Annotated in this window: 17 protein-coding genes, 1 pseudogene and 1 other annotated feature; of the genes and pseudogenes, 17 read left to right on the plus strand and 1 reads right to left on the minus strand. The window is 28.5% G+C overall.

Annotated elements, in window-relative coordinates; all coding sequences use genetic code 11:
* Nucleotides 1-78: 78 nt before the first annotated feature.
* The 9 genes from infC (at nt 79) to zapA (ending at nt 9,598) form a co-directional block, all read left to right on the plus strand.
* Nucleotides 79-603, plus strand: coding sequence for a translation initiation factor IF-3 (gene infC, locus Q1J60_RS03425; RefSeq protein WP_300258535.1), 525 nt, complete (start codon nt 79-81; stop codon nt 601-603).
* A 21-nt stretch (nt 604-624) separates the two neighbouring features.
* Complete coding sequence (rpmI, locus tag Q1J60_RS03430; protein WP_003451643.1) at nt 625-822, plus strand: 50S ribosomal protein L35; 198 nt, start codon at nt 625-627, stop codon at nt 820-822.
* A gap of 29 nt (nt 823-851) precedes the next feature.
* Nucleotides 852-1,211 carry a 50S ribosomal protein L20 gene (gene rplT / locus Q1J60_RS03435; protein WP_300258538.1) on the plus strand — a complete coding sequence of 120 codons (360 nt, stop codon included), beginning with the start codon at nt 852-854 and terminating at the stop codon, nt 1,209-1,211.
* 244 nt (nt 1,212-1,455) lie between these two features.
* Nucleotides 1,456-2,796, plus strand: coding sequence for a TrkH family potassium uptake protein (locus Q1J60_RS03440; protein ID WP_300258540.1), 1,341 nt, complete (start codon nt 1,456-1,458; stop codon nt 2,794-2,796).
* Nucleotides 2,797-2,818: 22 nt separating this feature from the next.
* On the plus strand, nt 2,819-3,484 hold the full coding sequence (locus Q1J60_RS03445; protein WP_300258542.1) for a potassium channel family protein: 666 nt from the start codon (nt 2,819-2,821) through the stop codon (nt 3,482-3,484).
* 25 nt (nt 3,485-3,509) lie between these two features.
* Complete coding sequence (locus tag Q1J60_RS03450; protein ID WP_300258545.1) at nt 3,510-4,283, plus strand: TrmH family RNA methyltransferase; 774 nt, start codon at nt 3,510-3,512, stop codon at nt 4,281-4,283.
* A 65-nt stretch (nt 4,284-4,348) separates the two neighbouring features.
* Nucleotides 4,349-4,576 (plus strand) — a binding site (T-box leader).
* A 170-nt stretch (nt 4,577-4,746) separates the two neighbouring features.
* Nucleotides 4,747-5,766: a phenylalanine--tRNA ligase subunit alpha gene (gene pheS / locus Q1J60_RS03455; protein ID WP_300258547.1), complete on the plus strand. Its 1,020-nt coding sequence runs from the start codon at nt 4,747-4,749 to the stop codon at nt 5,764-5,766.
* 23 nt (nt 5,767-5,789) lie between these two features.
* Nucleotides 5,790-8,171: a phenylalanine--tRNA ligase subunit beta gene (gene pheT, locus Q1J60_RS03460; protein WP_300258550.1), complete on the plus strand. Its 2,382-nt coding sequence runs from the start codon at nt 5,790-5,792 to the stop codon at nt 8,169-8,171.
* An 80-nt stretch (nt 8,172-8,251) separates the two neighbouring features.
* Nucleotides 8,252-9,598 (plus strand): cell division protein ZapA, encoded by a 1,347-nt coding sequence (zapA, locus tag Q1J60_RS03465; RefSeq protein WP_300258552.1) that lies wholly within the window; start codon nt 8,252-8,254, stop codon nt 9,596-9,598.
* Nucleotides 9,599-9,717: 119 nt separating this feature from the next.
* Here zapA and Q1J60_RS03470 read toward each other — a convergent pair whose 3' ends face one another.
* Complete coding sequence (locus tag Q1J60_RS03470; RefSeq protein ID WP_300258555.1) at nt 9,718-10,512, minus strand: histidinol phosphate phosphatase; 795 nt, start codon at nt 10,510-10,512, stop codon at nt 9,718-9,720.
* A gap of 217 nt (nt 10,513-10,729) precedes the next feature.
* On the opposite strand from Q1J60_RS03470, the gene Q1J60_RS03475 reads away from it, so the two are divergent.
* The 8 genes and pseudogenes from Q1J60_RS03475 to Q1J60_RS03510 all read left to right on the plus strand — a co-directional run bounded on the left by Q1J60_RS03475 (nt 10,730) and on the right by Q1J60_RS03510 (nt 22,383).
* Complete coding sequence (locus Q1J60_RS03475) at nt 10,730-13,081, plus strand: U32 family peptidase (protein WP_300258558.1); 2,352 nt, start codon at nt 10,730-10,732, stop codon at nt 13,079-13,081.
* A 13-nt stretch (nt 13,082-13,094) separates the two neighbouring features.
* Nucleotides 13,095-15,455, plus strand: coding sequence for an endonuclease MutS2 (locus tag Q1J60_RS03480; protein WP_300258561.1), 2,361 nt, complete (start codon nt 13,095-13,097; stop codon nt 15,453-15,455).
* A gap of 260 nt (nt 15,456-15,715) precedes the next feature.
* Nucleotides 15,716-17,896: a stage V sporulation protein D gene (locus tag Q1J60_RS03485; RefSeq protein ID WP_300258564.1), complete on the plus strand. Its 2,181-nt coding sequence runs from the start codon at nt 15,716-15,718 to the stop codon at nt 17,894-17,896.
* A 239-nt stretch (nt 17,897-18,135) separates the two neighbouring features.
* The gene (locus Q1J60_RS03490) at nt 18,136-18,579 is read left to right on the plus strand and encodes a 2-thiouracil desulfurase family protein (RefSeq protein WP_300258566.1); all 444 of its coding nucleotides are present in this window, start codon (nt 18,136-18,138) and stop codon (nt 18,577-18,579) included.
* A gap of 13 nt (nt 18,580-18,592) precedes the next feature.
* Nucleotides 18,593-18,733 (plus strand): annotated as a pseudogene (locus Q1J60_RS03495) (alpha-hydroxy-acid oxidizing protein); the annotation flags it as partial.
* Between the two features lie 100 nt (nt 18,734-18,833).
* Nucleotides 18,834-19,550: a glycerophosphodiester phosphodiesterase gene (locus Q1J60_RS03500; RefSeq protein WP_300258569.1), complete on the plus strand. Its 717-nt coding sequence runs from the start codon at nt 18,834-18,836 to the stop codon at nt 19,548-19,550.
* A gap of 222 nt (nt 19,551-19,772) precedes the next feature.
* The gene (locus Q1J60_RS03505) at nt 19,773-22,013 is read left to right on the plus strand and encodes an alpha-L-fucosidase (RefSeq protein ID WP_300258572.1); all 2,241 of its coding nucleotides are present in this window, start codon (nt 19,773-19,775) and stop codon (nt 22,011-22,013) included.
* 220 nt (nt 22,014-22,233) lie between these two features.
* Nucleotides 22,234-22,383, plus strand: coding sequence for a hypothetical protein (locus tag Q1J60_RS03510; protein WP_300258575.1), 150 nt, complete (start codon nt 22,234-22,236; stop codon nt 22,381-22,383).
* The last annotated feature ends 201 nt before the right edge of the window (nt 22,384-22,584 follow it).

Genomic DNA, 22,584 nt, shown 5'->3' on the forward strand with positions numbered 1-22,584 from the left:
TTTGATTTTGGTAATAGAGGACGGCTTAAAACCGTCCTTTTTTATTTATATATTTGTGTTGGCTAAATTCTATCGGAGGTGAACAAGATTAGTAAAAATTTTGCAATCAATCAAGAAATAAGAGAAAAAGAGGTTAGATTAATTTCTAACACAGGAGAGCAACTTGGTGTTGTATCTGGAAGAGATGCACAAAAAATAGCAGATGAGGCTGAGTTAGACTTAGTTATGATTTCGCCAAATGCTAAACCACCAGTTTGCAAAGTAATGGATTACGGTAAATTTATTTACGAGCAATCTAAAAAAGAAAAAGAAGCAAAAAAGAAGCAAAAGGTTATCAGTGTTAAGGAGATAAGAGTTAGCCCAACTATAGAAAAGCATGACTTAGAAATAAAAGCTAAGAATGCTAAAAAATTCTTACAAGCTGGAGATAAAGTCAAGATAACTGTAAGATTTAGAGGAAGAGAAGCAGAACATGCACAAGTTGTTGGTATTAAGATATTAGATAATTTCTTAGCTCAATTAGAAGAAGTATGTTCAGTAGAAAAACCTGCTAAATTAGAAGGTAGAAACATGATAATGATTTTAGCTCCTAAAAAAGCGTAACTTGAGAGGAGGATACTTACAATGCCAAAAATGAAAACTCATAGAGGTGCAGCAAAAAGATTCAAAAAAACAGGAACTGGAAAGTTAAAGAGAGCTCATGCTTTCACTAGCCATATCTTAACAAAGAAAAGTGCTAAGAGAAAAAGAAATTTAAGAAAAACTGGTTATGTTTCAACTGCACAAGAAAAAGCAATGAAGAAATTATTACCATATCTATAAGATAAAACACGGAGTAGGAGGTCTAGAAAATGGCAAGAGTTAAGAGAGCGGTAAATGCTCGTAAAAATCATAAAAAAGTTTTAAAACTTGCAAAAGGATACTATGGTGGAAAAAGCAAGTTATTCAAAACTGCTAACGAATCAGTAATAAGAGCATTAAGAAATGCTTACGTTGGAAGAAGATTAAAGAAGAGAGATTATAGAAGATTATGGATAGCTAGAATAAACGCAGCTACAAGAATGAACGGTCTTTCATATTCAAAATTCATGAACGGAATGAAATTAGCTGGTGTTGATATAAACAGAAAAATGCTTTCAGAGATAGCTATAAATGATCCAAAAGCATTTGCTGATTTAGTTGAATTAGCTAAAAAGCACTTAAACGCTTAATATCAGATGCGAGTTTATCTCGCATTTTTTTTATATATTATTTATATTTTATAAGTTTAATTTTATTCAGACTTTTATCTGAATAAAATTAAACTTATTTGCAATTACAATTAAATAAAATTGATTTTAAATTTTAAAATAAAACAACTTTACATATATAAATTAAAAATAAGATATAATAAAATTAAATGAAAATATAATATTAAATGAAAATATAATATTAGTTTAAGTTGGGGGTTTAATTATGTACATTAAACTGACAAAAAAGATAAAATTTAGTGCTGTTCAGATTTTAGCTTTAGGTTTTTCTATTGTTATTTTCTTAGGTACTATAATATTAAGTCTTCCAATATCATCTAAAAGTGGTGAGTTTACTCCTTTTTTAGATAGTTTATTTACTTCAACTTCAGCTGTATGTGTTACTGGACTTATAACATTAAATACAGCAGAACATTGGAACTATTTCGGGAAAACTGTCATAATAATCTTAATACAAATAGGTGGATTAGGATTTATGTCCTTTACAACTTTATTTGCCTTAATGGTTAAGAAAAAGATAACCTTAAGAGAAAGACTTCTTATACAAGAAGCTATGAATACTTTTGGTATACAGGGATTGGTTAGAATGATTAGATATATATTAGGATTTACATTTTCAGTAGAAATGCTAGGTGCCTTATTATTATCTACTCAATTTATACCTAAGTTTGGATTTTTAAAAGGTATATACTATAGTATTTGGCATTCTGTATCAGCTTTTTGTAATGCAGGTTTTGATTTATTTGGAGATAGTCTAGTTAGTTATTCTAATAATAAAACTGTAATATTAACACTTGCAGCCTTAATAGTGATTGGTGGTTTAGGATTTACTGTTTGGTCAGAATTATATAATTTTAAAGGATATAAGAAATTATCTTTACACTCTAAAGTTGTAATAATGATAACAGCTATTCTTTTAATTGGGGGAGCTATTCTTATGTTCATATTTGAATATAATAATCCTAATACTCTTAAATATATGAACTTTGGAGATAAGTTAACTAATGCATTTTTTGCTTCAGCAACTACAAGAACTGCTGGATTTAACTCTGTTTCCACAACTGATATGACTTTAGCTGGAAAATTCTTAACTATATTATTAATGTTTATAGGTGGATCACCAGGATCAACAGCAGGGGGAATTAAAACTGCTACCTTTGGTATAGTAGTACTTACTCTTATTTCTATAATAAGAGGAAGAGAGGATACTGAAGTATTTAAAAAGAGAATATCAAAAGAATTAGTATATAAGGCTTTTGCTGTTTTATTTATAGGCTTTGGTATAGTGGTACTTGGAACATTAATTTTAGCAGTAACAGAACCAGGATTTTCATTAGAATATATTCTATATGAAGTTACATCAGCTTTTGCTACAGTTGGATTAACACTTGGATTAACTCCATATCTTTCAGCAATAGGAAAAATAATAATAATAATAACTATGTATTTAGGAAGAGTTGGTCCTATGACTGTTGTTCTAGCTTTAGCTAATAGAAAGAAACCAAGTGCATACAAATACCCAGAAGATAAAATATTAATAGGATAAATAAGTTAGGAGTGTAAAGCTTATGTCAAGTAAACAATTTGTTATTATAGGATTAGGAAGATTTGGAGCGTCAGTAGCTAAAACTTTATATGCTTTAGGACATGATGTTTTAGCAATTGATTCTAATGAAGATTTAGTTCAAGAAATATCAGATAGTGTAACTCATGCAGTTCAAATGGATGCAACAGATGAAAATGCTTTAAGAACTTTAGGAATAAGAAATTTTGATGTGGCTGTAGTTACAATAGGAGCTAACATACAAGCAAGTGTTATGGCAACATTACTTGTAAAAGATATGGGAATAAAATATATAATAGCTAAGGGAAATAGTGATTTACATGCTAAAGTTTTATATAAAATAGGAGCAGACAGAGTAATTTTACCTGAGAAGGATATGGGAGTTAGAGTAGCTCATAACTTAGTTTCTTCAAGCATATTAGATTATATAGAATTATCACCAGATTATTCTATAATTGAAATAGAAAGTCCAAAAGAATGGTATGGAAAGTCTATGAAAGAATTAAGTTTAAGAAGTAAATATGGAATAAACGTCATGGCTATTAAGAGAAACAATGAAGTTAATATATCTCCTGATGCAGATGATGTTATTAATAAGGATGACATAGTGGTTGCTATAGGTTCTGCAGAGGATTTAACAAAATTAGAAGTGAAGATATTTAGACATTAATATCTTCTAGAAAGGATCATTTGCTTTGTTAGAAATCGAAAGTAAAAATAATAACTTATTTAAAGAGATAAAAAAGTTAAAAGAAAAAAAGTATAGAATAAAAAGTAACAAATATATAATTGAAGGTTTAAGATTTTTAGAGGAAGCTATAAAAAGTAAGGTATCAATAGATTCAATAATTTTTACAGAAAGTTTTAAGGTGAAAAATCCTGAATTATTCTTAAAAATCAATGAAAATATAAAGCTTATACAAATTAATGAATCGCTTTTAAAACAACTTTGTTCAACGGAAAATCCACAAGGAGTTGTTGGTGTTATAAATATGAAAAACAAGGAATTAAAAAGTGGAGAGTTAGTTGTTTTAGTGGATAAAGTTCAAGATCCAGGAAATATGGGAACAATAATAAGAACAGCTCATGCAGCAGGTGCCTCAGGAATAGTAATGACTAAAGGTACTGTTGACATATATAATGATAAGACTCTAAGATCAACAATGGGTTCAATATTTTATATTCCAATTGTTGAGGATGATTCTTTAGATTTTGTAAAATCATTAAAAGATGGTGGTTATAAACTTGTAGTAAGTTCTCTTCAAGGAAAAAATAATTTTTTTGAAGAAAATCTTCAAGGAAAAGTTATCATAGCTGTCGGTAACGAAGGAAATGGTGTCAGTGATGAAGTATATGATATTGCTGACATAAAAGTTAAAATTCCTATGCCTGGTGAAGCAGAATCATTAAATGTAGCTGTAGCTACTTCTATAATGATATATGAAAAAATAAGACAATCATTTAAATAGGAAAAAATAATAAATGCCTTGATTATAAATACTATTATATGTATAATATACTTTGAATTGAATAGATAAAAACATTGATAGAGAGAGTAGATATAGCAATTTCTTATCAGGGAAAAAGTGTCATTGACTGAAAGCATTTTTAGAAAACTATATTGAAGTTCACTCTGGAGTTCTAACTGTGAAATATAAAGTAGTAGTTAGCGGCATAGTCGTTATTTAAAATTAAGTGAGTACTAATTTTATTTTAGTGCTAATTAGGGTGGTACCACGGATATGAATACCCCGTCCCTTGTTTTATAGGGATGGGGTTTATTTTATTTTGGTGTAAATATGTCAATACTAGAAAATATACCATTTATATAAAGTTTAATGTTAAATAAGGACTAAAAATAGATATTAGGGTTCTAAGAGCTTTAAGATAAAATCTAATATATTAATTATATATAAGGAAAGGAGAATGAAAATGCAAGATAAGTTAAATCAAATTAAAGAGTTAGCTTTAGTAGAAATTAAAGAAGCTAAAGACAGTACTACTATTGATACAATAAAAGTTAAATATCTTGGTAAAAAAGGAGAGCTTACAAGTATATTAAGAGGTATGGGAGCTCTATCTAAAGAAGAGAGACCAATAGTTGGTAAGTTAGCTAATGAGGTAAGAGAGGTTTTAGAAGCTGAATTAGAGGCTGTAACAAAGGCTGTTAAAGAAGCTGAAAAACAAAAAAAGCTTAAAAATGAAGTAATAGATATTTCAATGCCTGGTAAAAAACAAACAATAGGAAAGAAACATCCATTAGAGCAAACTTTAGATGAAATGAAAAAAATATTTGTTTCAATGGGATTTACTATAGAAGATGGTCCAGAGGTTGAGAAAGATTACTATAACTTTGAAGCTTTAAATATTCCTAAGAATCATCCAGCTAGAAGTGAGCAAGATACATTCTACATAAATGAGAATGTAGTTTTAAGAACTCAAACTTCTCCAGTTCAAGCTAGAGTAATGGAAAAACAACAACCACCAATAAAAATGATTTCACCTGGTAAGGTGTTTAGATCAGATGCTGTTGATGCTACGCATTCACCAATATTCTACCAAATGGAAGGTCTTGTTATAGATAAAGATATAACTTTTGCAGATCTTAAGGGAACTTTAGAGTTATTTGCTAAGAAAATGTTTGGTAATAAAGTAAAGACTAAGTTTAGACCACATCATTTCCCATTCACTGAGCCATCAGCTGAAATGGATGCTACATGCTTTGTATGTAACGGAAAAGGATGTAAAGTATGTAAGGGAGAAGGTTGGATAGAAATACTAGGTTGTGGTATGGTTCACCCTCAAGTTTTAAGAAACTGTGGAATAGACCCAGAAGTTTATAGTGGATTTGCTTTCGGCTTTGGTGTAGACAGAATGGTTATGCTTAAGTATGGAATAGATGACATAAGATTATTATACGAAAGTGATATGAGATTCTTAAATCAATTCTAGTTTTAAAATAGGAGGTAAAAAAGATGAAAGTACCATTTAATTGGCTTAAAGATTACGTTGATATAGATATGACAGCAGAAGAGTTAGGCGATGCTTTAACTTTATCAGGATCAAAGGTAGAAGAGGTCGTAACTGCTGGTGCAGAAATAGAAAATATAGTTACTTGTCAAATAGATAAAATAGAACAACATCCTGATGCTGAAAAGCTTAAAATTTGTCAAGTAAACATAGGATCAGAAATGATTCAGATAGTAACAGCTGCAGATAATATGAAAGAACATGATAAAGTTCCAGTAGCTTTACATGGTGCAATATTAGCTGATGGAAGTAAAATCAAAAAAGGTAAATTAAGAGGAGAAGTTTCAAACGGAATGTTCTGTTCAGAAGAAGAGTTAGGAATTGCTGACGGAAAAGAAGTTATTGGACTTATGATTTTACCAGAAGATGCTCCAATTGGTGTTTGTATAAAAGAATATCTAGGTCTTAATAAACAAGTTTTAGATTTTGAAATAACTTCAAATAGACCTGATTGTTTAAGTGTTGTTGGTATGGCTAGAGAGACAGCAGCTACAACAAGAAAAACTTACAGAATGCCAAATACTAAGTTTGAAGTTAAATGTGATAAAAACATAAATGATGAAATAAAAGTTTCAGTTAATGATGAACTATGTAATAGATATATGGCTAGAGGAGTTAAAAATGTAAAAGTAGCTCCATCACCAACTTGGATGCAAGAAAGATTATTAGATGCTGGAGTTAGACCAATAAATAACATAGTTGATATTACTAACTTTGTTATGTTAGAGCTTGGTCAACCAATGCATGCCTTTGATAGAAGAGAATTAAAATCTTCTAACATAGTAGTTGAGAGAGCTAAAGATGGAGATAAGTTCATAACTTTAGATGAAATAGAAAGAGAATTAAATTCAGATGTTCTTTGTATAAAAGACGGAGAAGATATAGTTGCTTTAGCTGGTATAATGGGTGGCTTAAACTCAGGTGTTAAAGATGATACAACAGAGATTGTATTTGAATCAGCTAACTTTGATGGAACTAACATAAGAGTTAATTCTAAAAACTTAGGATTAAGAACTGAAAGTTCATCAAGATTTGAAAAAGACATAGATCCAAACTTAGCAGCTTTAGCTTTAGACAGAGCATGTGCTTTAGTTGAAGAACTAGGTTGTGGAGAAATTATGGAAGGAACTATAGATGTCTACAATAATGTTAAAGAAGAAAAGACTCTAGAAGTAAGTGTTAGCTGGATAAACAAATTCCTAGGAACTTCACTAGAAGCAGAAGAAATGAAGAGATGTTTAGATAGCTTAGATTTAAAAACTACTATAAATGGAGATACATTAGAAATATTAGTACCTACATTTAGAATAGATGTTGATATAAGAGAAGATGTAGCAGAAGAGGTTGCAAGAATCTATGGATATAATAATATTCCAGCTACTTTAATATCAACTAGTACAGAAAAAGAAGCTAAGGATAAAAAGCAATTATTAGATGAAAAAGTTATAGATACAATGTTAGCATCAGGTTTAAATCAATCTATAAGTTACTCATTTGTAAGTCCAAAGGTATTCGATAAAATCTGTGTGCCAGAAGATAGTGAGCTTAGAAATGTTGTTAAAATAAAGAATCCACTAGGAGAAGACTATAGTGTTATGAGAACTTCAACACTTCCTTCAATGATGGAATCTTTAGCTAGAAACTATTCAAGAAGTAATGATATAGTTAGATTATTTGAAATAGGTAAAACTTATATTCCAAATTCAGATGAAAATGAATTACCAAATGAAAGAAATATATTAACAATTGGTATTTATGGACAATGTGATTATTTTGATTTAAAAGGAATAGTTGAAAACTTATTAGATTCATTAGGTCTTAAGAGTGCATCATTCAAGAGAATGAGTGAAAATCCAAGTTATCACCCAGGAAAAACTGCTGAGTTAATATTAGGTAAAACTTCACTAGGTGTTTTAGGAGAAATTCATCCAGATGTTAATGAAAACTACGGAGTAGATGTTCCTTGCTATGTAGCTGAATTAGATTTAGATGCTATGTATAACTTCTCAAAAACAGAGAAAGCTTACAAACCATTACCTAAGTATCCAGCAATAACAAGAGATATAGCTTTACTTGTTGATGATGCAGTTCTAGTTCAAGAAATAGAAGATGCAATAAGAAAAGCTGGTGGTCAAGTAGTTGAGAAAGTTGAGTTGTTTGATGTTTATAAAGGTGCTCAAATACCAGAAGGTAAGAAGAGTATTGCATATGCTATAGCTTACAGAGATCCAAGCAAAACTTTAAAAGATAAAGACATAAATAAAGTTCATGATAAGATATTAAGAGCTTTAGAATATAAGCTAGGAGCTCAATTAAGAGAGCAATAATAGTTTTAAATATGTTATGTATATGTTAAAATGTACATAACATATTTTTTATTATAGAAGTAAGAGGTGTTTAAGAAAGTATGGCGACTGTTACTATAAAAATAAATGGAGTTGAATATAATTTAAAAGGCCATGAAGATGGAGAATATTTAAAAAAAGTAGCTGAATACGTAGAAGAAAAAACACAAGAGATGGCAACAAAAAATAATAAATTAAGTGCACTTGGAGTTTTATCTTTATCTGCATTAAACATAGCTGATGAATTATTTAAAGGAAATGATGAATACAATCAACTTATAGATTATTATGAAAAAGTAAAATCTGAATTAGAAAAGTCAAGAAAAGAAATAGAAAATCTGAAGGAACTAGAAGGAGAAAGTGTTTCTTTAAAGGAAAATCTAGATAAAATTAATTCAGAGAAAGAAACCTTAGAAAAGAATTTTAATGAATTAAAAGATAAAAAAGAAGAGATTGAAAAAAGCAGAGAAGAACTTAAGAATAAATTTAATAAGCTAAATAGTGAAAATTCTAATTTAAAAGAAGAACTTAAGACTACAAATAATAGAATGAATAATTCTAATCAAGAAATAACTAACTTAAAGAAAGAAATTGAAAGATTAAAAAATGAAAACAATAGTTTAAAATCATCTAAAGATAAAAACTTACATGAAGTTGAAAAATTAAGAAAAGAACTTAAAGAAAATAATGCTGAATTAGATAAAACTATAGAAATCTCAAGAAATAAAGAGACAAACTTAAATAATGAGATTAACAATTTAAAAAGTAAAAATAATCATGTGGAAAAAGAACTTAGAGGTCTTAAGGAAAAAAATAATAGCTTAAGCAGTATAGTTACTGAAACTAAGAAAAATTTAGAACTATTAAACAAAGAAATTAATAGTTTAAAGGAAAGAAATAAGACTCAAAAAGAAGAAAATGAAAAATTAACTTTAGAAGGAGAAAATCTAAAGATTAATTGCAAAGAAATAGAAGAAAAACTTGAAGGTTTAAATAAAGAAAATGGACAACTAAAAGAAACTTCAGAACTATTAAATAAAGAAAAAATTTGGATTAAAGACCAAAATAGTGGTTTAAAGAAGCAAATTTTAGAGTTAGAAGAAAATCTTAAATTAGCTTTAGAGGAAAAAGATGCTTTAGGTAAGAAGATTTCAGAGGATATGGAAGTTGAAATGAAATCATTAAAAGAAGAAGCAGAAGAAGTTAAAGCTGAAATGGAAATTTTAGAAGAGGAAGCTAAAAAGTTAAAAAGAGAAAAAGAACTTTTAATTGAGAATAATAAAGAGTTAAGACGTAACTGGCAAACAGTTAAGTATAAACTTTTAGACTTAGAGCAAAAATATCTAGATTCTCAAGTTAAGCTTGCTACTTCAAAAAAATCAAATAATGTCCTTTTAAAGAAAAAATAAAAAGTGAATTTAGAGACTGTAAGAGATTTATGTGAAAATAAATTTCCTTACAGTCTTTTTTATTGTTTAAATCAAATATTAATTAAAAGATAGTTTAGCTTTTAACTGATTAAATAAAGTTATTGGTGAGACTCTATGAAGCAAGGAATCAACTTTCTGTCTTTAAAGTAACAAGGCGTTAATTTTGTTTCTTCTAAGAAGTTAGAAAGCTTTTCAAAGTTTCTACCTATATGAGATATTTTGTGAGAATCTGAGCCAAGGGTTATATACTTACCTCCAAGTTCTCTATAATATGAATAGATTTCCACCATGTTTTTAAAGGAAGTTTCATTATCTAGACGAGTTGTATTAAGTTCAAGAACTTTATTTTTAGCTATTAGTGTTTTGAAAATAGCTTTGAATTTAGGTTTAAAATCAATGAGAGTCATTTCCTTATCATCATAAGTACTGTATCTACAAGGATAATCTATATGTCCTAAAGCGTCAAAAATATCATAAAATTCTATGCATTTAAGCATATTATCAAGATATTCACCATAAACAACTTCTTTAGGTCTAGTATCTTGTTTTAAAAATCTAGAAAGAGTAACATCATTTATAGAATGAATAGAACCTATTATCATATCAAATTTATCTTTGTATTTTTCATAAAAGGCAAAGTTTTTATCTATATTGTTCATTGCAAGTCCAAGTTCTACACCTTGTTGCATATTTTCTCCTCTATATTTACTGTATTCCTCTAAATAACCATCGATATCAAGATCAGCAAATTGAGGATGAGTTTTTAAATTATAATCTAAATGCTCTGTAGTTATTATTCCTAAATGATTTTTTTTAGCTATCTCTAATATATCCTTAATTTTTAACTTAGAATCAGCTGAAAATTCTGTATGTATGTGGCAATCATAAAACATTTTGTAACCTCCGCATAAATGTTATTATAATTTAATTTTATCATAATTTAGAAAAATATTAAGGGTAGCAAATATATTTTAATTTGATTTTAAAAGAGTCTAAATGAAAAGACAAATAATGAAATGTAGAATTGTATTGTGTAATTGTGTATAATACAAAGTATTGAGTAAATTAACTAATGAAAGACCTAGTTGAATTTTAGGAGAGATGAATTTTATGGAAAGAATAGAGTTACTAGCACCGGCAGGAAGCATGGAAAGTTTAATTGCTGCCATAAATAAAGGTGCTGATGCTATATATTTAGGAGGAAGCAAGTTTTCAGCAAGAGCTTATGCTTCTAACTTTGATAATGAAACAATGGAAAAAGCTGTGGATTATGCTCATACTTATGGGGTTAAGGTTTATGTCACAGTAAATACTTTAATTAAGGAAAATGAGTTTCAAGAAGCGGTAGATTACATAGGTGTTTTATATAAAATGGGAGTTGATGCTTTAATAATCCAAGATGTAGGATTAGCTAAAAGAATAAGAGAAGTATATCAAGATTTTGAATTGCATGCTTCAACTCAAATGAGCATACATAATGGAGAAGGAGCACTTTTCTTTAGAGAAAATGGATTTTTTAGAATTGTTTTATCAAGAGAACTTACTTTAGATGAAATTAAATATATTTCAAAAGACTTAGGAATAGAAACTGAGATATTTGTTCATGGTGCCTTATGTGTTTGTTATTCAGGACAATGTTTAATGAGTAGCTTAATAGGTGGAAGAAGTGGTAATAGAGGAAGATGTGCTCAAAGTTGTAGACTTCCATATACATTAATTAGAGAAAAGGATAAGAAGGAGACTAAAGGATTCCTTTTAAGCCCTAAGGATATTTGTACTATTGAAAATGTAGAAGACTTAATAAAGACAGAAACTAGATCTTTAAAAGTTGAAGGAAGAATGAAGAGACCTGAATATGTTGCTGGAGTTATAGAATCTTATAGAGAAGCTATAGATAATTCTTATAGAAATATTAAAAAGTCTCAAGAAGGAAATAAACTTAAACTTAAAAAGTTATTTAATAGAGAAGGTTTTTCTACAGCATACATGTATAAAAATGTTGGAAAAGATATGATGGCTTTTAAAACTCCAAGAAATACAGGAATTTTGCTTGGAGAAGTTTTAAAAAATGGAGAAGTAATCTTAGTAGATGATCTTTCATTAAAAGATGGAATAAGAACTAATGATGATGGATTTACTGTAAGCAAAATACTTATTGGAAATCAAGAAGTTAATGAAGCTAAAAAGGGTGATAAGGTAAAAATATTTCCTAAAAAATATAAAGCTAATGATAAGCTTTATAAAACCTCAGATACTAAGCTTTTAAATGAATTAAAGGTTGCTTATGAAAATCCATATGAAAGAAAAATAAAATTAAAGGCTTATATGAAATTTAAGGTTAATGAACCTATGGAACTTACTGTGGAGTACAATGGAAATTACTTCACAAAGATTGGTGATATGGTTCAAGTTGCAGTAAATAGACCTATGGATAAGGAAAAAGTTGAAAAGAACTTAAAGAAATCTGGAGATATTCCTTATGAAATAAGTGAAATAGAATATGTAACTTTTGAGGATGGTTTTGCAGCCGTTTCTTCTATAAATAATTTAAGAAGAGAAGTTTTAGAAGAGATAAGAAATTCTGAGATTAAAAAATACAAAAGAATTATAGAAAAACAGAATAATATGGAACTTAATGAAAAGAATGGTGAAATGCCAGAAGTTTTAGTTGTTGTAAATACTAAGGAACAATTAAAAGCTTCAATAGAGTGTGGAGTTAAAGATATTGCTTTAGATATATTTGGAAAGAATCAAAGTCAACTTAATAAAAATGCTTTAAAAGAATTCAAAGATGAGGGAATTAATCTTTATATAAAAGCACCTACAATAATAAAAGAAGAGTTTGAAACAATAAGTAATATAATAGAGGAGAATCTTAGTTTAATAAAAGGTTTAGTTACAGCTAATACCGGAATAATAAATAGATTTAAGGATAAAACAAATATTATAGGTGATTATAAACTTAACATATTTAATGCTTATGGTATGAAGTTTTATAATGAACATATTATGGGAAGCTGTTTAAGTTTAGAATTAAATAAAAAAGAGTTAAATAAAATGCTTAAGAAGTATTCTAAAGGAGCTCAAATGTTTGTTTATGGAAGACCAGAGGTTATGGTTAGTGAATACTGTCCAATAGGAAGTACCTTTGGTGGAAAATGTACTTCAAAAAATTGTGATAATCAATGTGTAAGTAGTACATTTACTTTAAGAGATAGAATGAATCAAGATTTTGTTATAAGAACTGATATATTCTGTAGATCACACATATACAATACAGTACCTGTTAACTTAATTCAGGAATTTGATGAAATAAAATCTTTAGGAGTAAATTCTTTTAGATTGGACTTTGTAGATGAAAATTATGAAGAGGTTAGACAGGTTATTGAAGCTTTAAATAAAAAAGAAGCTTTAAAATTAAAGGATTATACTAAAGGTCACTTTAAAAGAGGCGTTGAGTAAAGGGGATTAAAGTATGAATGATAGAGTTTTAAGAGTTTTAGAATTTAATAAAATTAAAGAATTGGTTAAAGGATATGCCATCACAAAATCAGCTAAAGAGATGGTTTTAGATCTTAAACCGTATGATTCTGTTTATGATGTAAAAGAACATTTGGAAGAAACAAAAGAAGCTTTAGATATTTTAATGAGAAAAGGAAACCCTCCTTTTGAAGGGCTTTATGATGTTAAAGAAGCTATAACAAGAGCTGAAAAAGGAGGAGTTTTAAGTATAGAAGGCCTACTTAGAATAGGAAATATGTTATCTGTAACAAGAAAACTATCTGATTTTTTAGCTAGAAAAGAAGAGGAAGAAGAACATAGAATTCTAGAAGGAATGAAAGATGGACTTATAGTACTTAGAGGTGTAGAAAGTGCTATATCAAAGGCCATAGTAAGTGAAGAAGAAATTGCAGATTCTGCAAGTGATAAACTTTATAGCATAAGAAGAAGCTTAAAGGAAAAGAATTCATCTATAAGAGATAAAGTTAATGCCATAGTAAGAAGTAATGCTCAATATCTTCAAGATTCCTTATACACAGTTAGAGGAGATAGATATGTTATTCCTGTAAAAGCTGAATATAAATCTCAAGTCCCAGGACTTGTTCATGATCAAAGTTCAACAGGGGCTACACTTTTTATAGAACCGACGGCTTTAGTAAATTTAAATAATGAAATAAAAGAGCTTATGCTAAAAGAAAGAGCTGAGATTGAGAGAATATTAGCAGAATTATCAGCTTTAGTATATAAAAATATTGATGTTATAAAAGTTAACTTTAATATAATAGTTGAATTAGATTTTATATTTGCAAAGGCTAAATACGGAAGTGATTTAGGTGGAACAATGCCTATAGTAAATGAACAAGGAATAATAGATTTAATGGATGCTAGACATCCACTAATTCCTAAAGATAAAGTTGTTTCTTCTGATATTTATTTAGGAAGAGAATTTTCAACATTGCTTATAACAGGACCAAATACTGGTGGTAAGACTGTAACATTAAAGACCACAGGTCTTATTGAACTTATGGGATTAAGTGGACTTTTAATACCAGCAAGTGAAAATTCAAGTATAAGTTTCTTTGAAGAAATATTTGCAGATATAGGAGATGAGCAAAGTATAGAGCAAAGCTTATCAACTTTCTCTTCTCATATGACTAATATAGTAGGAATAATGGAAAAAGCAAATAATAAGAGTTTTGTGCTTTTTGACGAGCTTGGAGCTGGGACAGATCCTACAGAAGGAGCAGCACTTGCTATTTCAATACTAGAAAACCTAAGAGCTAGAGGATGCAAAATAATGTCTACAACTCACTATAGTGAATTAAAAGCATATGCATTAAAGACTGAAAATGTTGAGAATGCTTCTGTTGAGTTTAACGTTGAAACATTAAGACCAACTTATAGACTTTTAATAGGAGTTCCAGGTAAATCAAATGCTTTTGAAATTTCAAGAAGATTAGGACTTAAAGATGATGTCATAGAAGAAGCTAAAAAGGTTATTTCTACTGAATCACTTCAATTTGAAGATTTAATACAATCACTTCAAGAAAAGAGTATAAAAGCAGAAAATGATGCTAGGGAAGCTGCTATATTAAGAAATGATGCAGAAAAATATAAGAATAGATATAAAGAAAAATTTGAAAGAATTGAAAAAGTGAGAGATAATGTTTATGCAGATGCTAGAAGAGAAGCAAAGCAAATTCTAGATTCAGCTAAGGAAGAGGCTGATTCTATACTTAAAAATATGAGAGACTTAGAAAGAATGGGTATATCTAGTGATGCAAGAAGAATGCTTGAGGTTGAAAGAGGAAAACTTAGAGATAAGATAAGTGATGCAGAAGCTAGACTTCAAAAGAAAAAAGAAGAGAAAAAGGGAGAGGAACTTAAAAAACTTGAGGTTGGAATGGAGGCTTTATTACCTTCAATAAACCAAAAGGTTATAGTTCTTTCTAAGCCAGATAATAAAGGTGAAGTTCAAGTTCAAGCTGGAATTATGAAAATAAATGTTAAAGCTAAGGATTTAAGAGTAGCCAAGGAAACTAAAGAAGAAAAGAAAATTAAGAAGAGAGAAGCAAGATTAAATTTAAGACAGGTAGATTCATCAATAGATTTAAGAGGTATGGATTCAGAAGAAGCTTGTTATACCGCAGATAAGTATTTAGATGATGCTTATGTTGCAGGAAGAGGAGAAGTAACTCTAGTTCATGGAAAAGGTACTGGAGTTTTAAGAAAAGCTATAAATGAAATGCTTAAAAAACATCCACATGTAAAATCTCACAGATTAGGTGAGTATGGAGAGGGTGGAACAGGAGTTACTGTTGTAATATTAAAATAAATTTTTGATATTATAATATGACTTAACTTAGAGTTTGATTTATAAAAATTTAATTTAATGATAAGATCAATAATAATTTAAAACGTAAAATAGTATGAGTTCATCTAAATTTTTATTAATAGGTTTAAATAAACTAAATCTTATAAAGAATTTTAGATGGACTCTTTTTATATACAATTTATTAAAAAAAGCATTGGAATATTTATGATATAATCAATTTGAAGTTTGAAAATTATGTAAAATTGGTTGGGGGTTGTTAGGTGAAAGTAAAAAAGAGAAATAAAAAAATTAAAATTGATAAAGATAGAATGATATCTTTTTTATTGGCAATAGTAATATTATTTTTAGTTCTAGTAGGTAGATTACTTTACATAGTTATATTTAGATCAAAAGATTATAAGGCTATGGCAGAGGAACAATGGATTAATGAAATACAAATAGATGCTAGAAGAGGACGGATTCTAGATAGAAATAATAGAGAGCTAGCAGTTACTGCAAACGTATTTAGAGTAGATTTAGATTTAATAACTTTAAGAAAATATATTGATAAGAAAGATACTGATAGTATCCAAATAGCAAAATTATTAGCAGAAGCCTTACAGATGGATGAAGAAAAGGTTTTATCAAGAATAGAACTTACATATCCATCAGGAAATCCAGCAAACTCTGCTACCTTAATAAGAAGAATAGAAAAGGAAAAAGCTGATAAGGTTAAGGCGTTAGATATAAAGGGTGTAATAGTATCAGAGGACACTAAAAGGTACTATCCTAATGAAGATTTTCTTTCTCATACTTTAGGAACAACTAATGCAGATGGAGAAGGATTAAGTGGATTAGAACTTTACTATAATGAAGAACTTATGGGTATTCCAGGAGTAAGAGTTAGTGAAGTTTCTGGAAATAGCGCTTCAAATCCTTATTCTGAAGTAAGTTTTACTCCACCTGTAGATGGAAAGGATATTACTTTGACAATAGATGAGAATATACAATACTTTGTTGAAAAAGTAGCCGAGGAGGCATTAAAAAAACATAAGGCAGACTCCGTAAGTATTGCAGTTATGAATCCTAATAATGGAGAAATTTTAGGAATTGTAAATAAACCAGGATTTAATCCTAATAATCCTTATGAAGGTAGTGAAGCATTTAATGGAGAAAATGAATCAGCAAAACTTCAGAATATGTGGAGAAATAAAATTGTTTCAGATTCCTTTGAGCCAGGTTCAATATTTAAAATAATAACTTCTATAGCAGCAATAGAGGAAAATATAGCAGGAAAAGATGAAGTTTATTATTGTAATGGTAGTTTAAATGTATCAGGAAGAAATATAAAGTGTTGGAAACCTGGTGGACATGGAGTACAAAATTTTAATCAAACATTAGAAAATTCATGTAATGTTGCTTTCATGGAAATGGGGACAAAATTAGGAGCAGAAAAGTTAAATGAATATATTAAACTTTTTGGATTTGGAACTCAATCAGGAGTAGATTTACCTGGAGAAGCTACAGGAATAGTTAAAAATTTAGAAGATATAAGTGCTGTAGATTTAGCAACTATATCATTTGGACAAACTAATACAATAAATGGTATTCAGTTTATGACAGCCCTAAATGCGGTTGCAAATGGAGGAGATTTAATTCAACCTCATATTATGAAAGAATTAGGTCATAAGGATGATAATGGTACAAAAATTATAGATGAAGTTTTTGTGCCTAAAATACAAGAAAATATAGTGGATGCAAAAAGTACTATGAGAGTTAAAGAGGCTTTAGAATCTACTGTTTCTAAGGGATCTTCAAAGGATGCTGGTATTGAAGGTATAAAAGTAGCTGGAAAAACTGGTACAGCAGAAAAGGTAGATACTGAAACAGGGACTTATGGAGCTGGGTATATAGCATCTTTTGCTGGATTTGCACCATATGATAATCCAAAAGTATCTTTAATAGTAATAATAGATAATCCTAAAAATGGAGAGCATTTTGGAGGAATTGTTGCAGCACCTTTTGCAGGAGAATTATTTAATAATATATTTAATTATATTTCATTAAATGAAGGTCAGTTAGAGATTGAGGAAGAAAGTGTAATAATCCCAGATTTAAGGGGAGATAGATTAACTAGTGCTGAGAAAAGTTTAAATGACTTAGGAGTTAATTGTGTAATTGAGGGAGATGGAACTTTCATTACTTCAATTAAGCCTATGCCAGGATATAAAGTTAAAAAGGGAGATAGTATAACTTTATATGCTGGAAGTAGATTTGATAGAAATGAAAAGGAAATAGTAATACCAGATTTTAGAAAATTAAACAAGAAAAAGGCAGAAGAAATTTTAAAATCATTAGACTTAATTGGTGAATTTGAAGGAGAAGGTAAAATAAAAGAACAGAGCATAAGTGCAGGGGAAATAATAAAAGGTGGAAATAAGATTAAGTTTAAATTAGAATGATAAAATTTTATAAATAAAGAGTTGTATCAAATAATTTATAATAAAGATTATAAACTTATTAATGTTTATAATCTTTATTATTAACTTTTTGATATAACTCTTTTTCTTTCTAAGATAAATACTTTTTTTATAAAGTTTTAAGGATTATAATAAAATAGAATTTTGTTAATAAATAATGGATAATTTTTCATAAAACTAATATTCAAATTGTTTTAATAAGTTTTAGGGAGGATAAATTTGTGGTTTTAATTAGTGGATGTTTATGTGGAGTTAATTGTAAATACAATGGTGAAAGTAATTTAAATGAAAATATATTAAAGCTACTTAAAGAAGGGAAAGCAGTGATTGCATGTCCAGAACAATTAGGAGGATTAAAAACTCCAAGAATACCAAGTGAAATTGTAGGAGGAACAGGAAAAGATGTTCTAAAGGGAAAGGCAAAAGTGCTTGGCAAAGATGGAACTGATGTTACAAAAGAATTTATTAAAGGAGCTTATGAAACTTTAAATATTGCAAAAAACATAAATGCAGAATATGTAATTTTAAAAGCTAAAAGTCCCTCTTGTGGTCTTGGAGCTATATATTCAGGAAATTTTAATGGAGAGAAAAAAGAAGGAAATGGAGTAACTTGTGAACTTCTACTTCAAAATGGATTTAAAGTTAAAACAGAAAATGATTTTTAGGAGGAATGTATATATGAATAAGGACATGATAGATGAAGCTAGAGAACTTTATAATGGAAGTTGTAGAGTGTGTAAGGTTTGTAATGGAGTAGCATGTGCAGGTGAAGTCCCAGGAATGGGAGGGAAAGGAACAGGAGATTATTTTATAATAAATTTCTTTAAAAAGTGAATTAAAATCAGTCATGGTATTAACAGGATGTAACTCAATAGAAAACATAGATAATAGAATTATTTATAAAGGAGAGAATTAATTTATGAAAGTTTTTGCACATAGAGGATTTAGTGGTAAATATCCAGAAAACACTTTGTTAGCATTTAAGGAGGCTTTAAAATTAGATATATATGGAATAGAGCTTGATGTTCATAAAAGTAAAGATGGAAAGTTAGTAATAATACATGATGAAGATATAAAAAGAACTTTTAATGGAAATGGAAAAGTTAAGGATTATACTTTCGAAGAGCTTATAAATTTTGAGTGCAATAAAGAAGGATTTAAAAATAATGATGAGTGTAGAATACTCTTATTAGAAGATGTATTTAATCTTATAAAAGATAGGGATGTAATTTTAAATATAGAAATTAAAAATGATGTAATAGATTATGAAAATATTGAGAAAGATGTATTAGACTTAATAAAGGAATATAATTTAGAAAGAAAAATACTTATTTCAAGTTTTAATCATAAGGCCTTAGAGAAAGTTAAAAATTTAGATAAAGATATTAAATTAGGAGTACTTTATGAAAAAGAAATTCCAAATATTATTGATATAGCTAAAAATTTAAATGCATATGCAATACATCCTGCTAAATCTCTTGTATCAGAAGAATTAGTAGAAAAAGCACATAATGAAAATATAAAAGTAAATGTTTATACAGTAAATGAAAAAGAGGATATAGATAAACTAAAAAAATATGGAGTAGATGCTATATTCACAGATCATCCTAAAATGGTTTTAGATTATTTGAAATAAAAAGTAAAATTTAAAAGTCAATTATTAATACTAAACAATAGACCTTATAAATTATTAAATTTCACTAATAATTTATAAGGTCTATTTTATAATATTACTTTTTAATATACATTGTTTTGTAAAGATAAAATTAAAAAAGTGAAAAATTTTTAATATTTATTGTAATAAATATTATGTTGTTTTAATAAATATATATAGGATAATTATAGTTAAGGAGGAAGTATGAAAGTTAGAGCTATAAAAAGTTTTTTAGCAACTACAATGGCAATGACTTTTTTAGCTAGTATGGGACAAGGTTCTGTATTAACTAAGGCAAATACTATAAATAATATGAAATATGTAACAGAAGCATTTGGAGCAATTCCAACAGAAGAACAGGTTAGCTATCAAAAAGAAGAACTTACAGCATTTATACACTTTGGAGTGAATACCTTTACAGAAAAGGAGTGGGGAGATGGAACAGAAAATCCAGAAATTTTTAACCCTACTAATTTAGATGCTGATCAATGGGTAAAAACTTTGGCAGATGCAGGGTTTGGAAGGGTTATATTAACTGCAAAACATCATGATGGATTTTGTTTATGGGATAGTGCATATACAAAGCATGATGTAGCTAGTAGTCCTTGGAAAAATGGGAATGGAGATGTAGTTAAAGAAGTGTCAGAAGCTTGTGCTAAGTATAATATAAAATTTGGAGTTTATTTGTCACCATGGGACCAAAACTCAGAGCATTATGGAGAGGGACATGGTGGTGATTATAATGAGTTTTATATGAATCAGCTAAGAGAGTTATTAACAAATTATGGACCTATATCTGAAGTTTGGATGGATGGAGCAAAGGGATCAAATGTTAAGCAAGAATATAAGTTTAAAGAATGGTTTGCTCTTATAAAAGAATTACAACCAGAATGTTTAATATTTAGTCCACAAGGACCAGACATTAGGTGGATTGGAAATGAAAAAGGATATGCAGGAGAACCTTGTTGGTCAACTATAGATATTGAAAAAATGAAAAAAAGAGAAAATCCAACATATTTGAATAATGGAGAGGAAGGTGGTCCAAATTGGGTAGTTGGAGAGTCAGATGTATCAATAAGACCAGGTTGGTTTTACCATGGCTCTCAAGATAATGAAGTTAAATCTTTAGAAAAAATGATGGATATTTACTTTAAATCCATAGGAAGAAATTCAGTATTATTATTAAATATTCCTCCTAATAAAGAAGGAAAGTTACATGAAAATGATGTTAATAGATTAAATGAGTTTGGTGAAACAATTATAGAGTTATTTAATAATGACTTAGCTTTAAATAAGGATGTAATAGTGAATAGTTTTGCTAATAATGAAGAAACATTTAGTGCAAATAAAATTGTAGATGGAAATTACGATACTTATTGGGCGCCAGATAATAATAAAACAGGTACTATTGAAATAGATTTAGATGAAAGTAAAGAATTTGATGTTATTTCTGTTCAAGAGTATATACCATTAGGTCAAAGAGTATCAAGTTTTAATGTAGAAGTGTTACAAGGAGAAAATTGGAATAAAGTTTATGAAGGAAAAACAATAGGATATAAAAGACTTATTAGAATAGCTCCAACTAAGGGTGAAAAAATAAGAATTAATATAACTGGTTCATTAGAAGTGCCACTTATAAATAATATTGGAGTTTATAAACAGCCTATAAATATAGAGCTTCCATCAGCACCACCAGCTGGATTAAAAGTTTTAAATGATGATAATAAGGGAAGTGGATTAGAACAATTTAACTTTAGTGATGGATGGACATATGAGAATATTTATGGAGATAATGATTTAGGTGGAGATGCTCATTATACAAGTAAAACTAATTCTACAGTTAATATAAAATTTAATGGAAGTAAGTTTTTCTTATCAGGAACAAAGGATTCTAGTCATGGAATAATGGAAGTTTATATAGATGGAATGAATCCTGTAGAAGTTGACTTATACTCTTCTAATAGAAAATCTAAAGAGATAGTTTTTGAAAGTGAAGATTTAAGTGATGGAGAGCATGAAGTTACAGTTAAATGCACTGGAAGAAAAAATTCAAATGCTAGAGGGGTAGCTGCTCATATAGATGGAGCTTATGTATTAGATAATGGTGGAAAAGGTATGGTTGAATTTGAGCATATTGGATATGAAGTAAGTGAAAATATAGGAACTGCTACCTTTAAGGTTATAAGAAAAGGTGGAAGTAATGGAAAGCTTGAAGTTAACTATGATACTTTAGCTGGTACAGCTTTAAATGGTGTTGATTATCAAACATGGTCTGGTACTTTAGCGTTTAATGAAGGGGAAACAGAAAAAACTTTTGATATAAATATTATTAATGATAAGGAAAAAGAAGATACTAAGGAATTTTATTTAAAATTAAGTGATCCAATAGGTGGAATATTAGGATTTAATTCAAGAGCTACAGTTACTATTAAGGATGACGAGTAAATTAAAATAGAAACAAAAGAAGGTTGGTGATGGATTGCATCAATTCAATTTTTCAGAAGGTTGGAATAAATAAACTTATGGAGCACGGACAAATAATAAGAATTCAACTTTCTCTATTAAATTTAAAGGGAAGCAAATCTCTTTAATAGGAGCAAAAGATCATATTTTAAACTTTAGGTTAAAAGGTAAAAATCAACATGGAGGTAGAACTGATTGTCAATTGAATTATGTTTTAGTAGATACTAGTGAAGATAATTTAGTTGAGCCAGAAATGCCTTCAACAGATTTAAATAAAGAAGGTAAAGTTGATATTGGTGACTTAGTATTGACTTCTAAACATTATGGGAAAATATTAAAGAGTATGATATAAATGTTGATGGAGTTATTGATAAATTTGAACTTAATTTTATAATGAATGATATATTAAAATAATTTTTATGTGCTGTATCTAATTATGTCTAAAAATTTTAAGTGTTTAATCATTTTTAAAATTTTTAGCTGAAGATACAGCTTATTTATTACATATATTATAATAAATGCAAAAATGCATTATTAAATATAATTAGTACTA

The organism is Clostridium sp., assembly GCF_029258205.1.
Classification (GTDB): domain Bacteria; phylum Bacillota; class Clostridia; order Clostridiales; family Clostridiaceae; genus Sarcina.

Bases quoted from the DNA above. Each gene is read 5' to 3' on its own strand.
- Q1J60_RS03470 (WP_300258555.1), bottom strand. From the start codon at position 10,512: ATGTTTTATGATTGCCACATACATACAGAATTTTCAGCTGATTCTAAG.
- Q1J60_RS03440 (WP_300258540.1), top strand. From the start codon at position 1,456: ATGTACATTAAACTGACAAAAAAGATAAAATTTAGTGCTGTTCAGATT.
- pheS (WP_300258547.1), top strand. From the start codon at position 4,747: ATGCAAGATAAGTTAAATCAAATTAAAGAGTTAGCTTTAGTAGAAATT.
- zapA (WP_300258552.1), top strand. From the start codon at position 8,252: ATGGCGACTGTTACTATAAAAATAAATGGAGTTGAATATAATTTAAAA.
- rplT (WP_300258538.1), top strand. From the start codon at position 852: ATGGCAAGAGTTAAGAGAGCGGTAAATGCTCGTAAAAATCATAAAAAA.
- rpmI (WP_003451643.1), top strand. From the start codon at position 625: ATGCCAAAAATGAAAACTCATAGAGGTGCAGCAAAAAGATTCAAAAAA.
- Q1J60_RS03500 (WP_300258569.1), top strand. From the start codon at position 18,834: ATGAAAGTTTTTGCACATAGAGGATTTAGTGGTAAATATCCAGAAAAC.
- pheT (WP_300258550.1), top strand. From the start codon at position 5,790: ATGAAAGTACCATTTAATTGGCTTAAAGATTACGTTGATATAGATATG.
- Q1J60_RS03480 (WP_300258561.1), top strand. From the start codon at position 13,095: ATGAATGATAGAGTTTTAAGAGTTTTAGAATTTAATAAAATTAAAGAA.
- Q1J60_RS03505 (WP_300258572.1), top strand. From the start codon at position 19,773: ATGAAAGTTAGAGCTATAAAAAGTTTTTTAGCAACTACAATGGCAATG.
- Q1J60_RS03475 (WP_300258558.1), top strand. From the start codon at position 10,730: ATGGAAAGAATAGAGTTACTAGCACCGGCAGGAAGCATGGAAAGTTTA.
- Q1J60_RS03445 (WP_300258542.1), top strand. From the start codon at position 2,819: ATGTCAAGTAAACAATTTGTTATTATAGGATTAGGAAGATTTGGAGCG.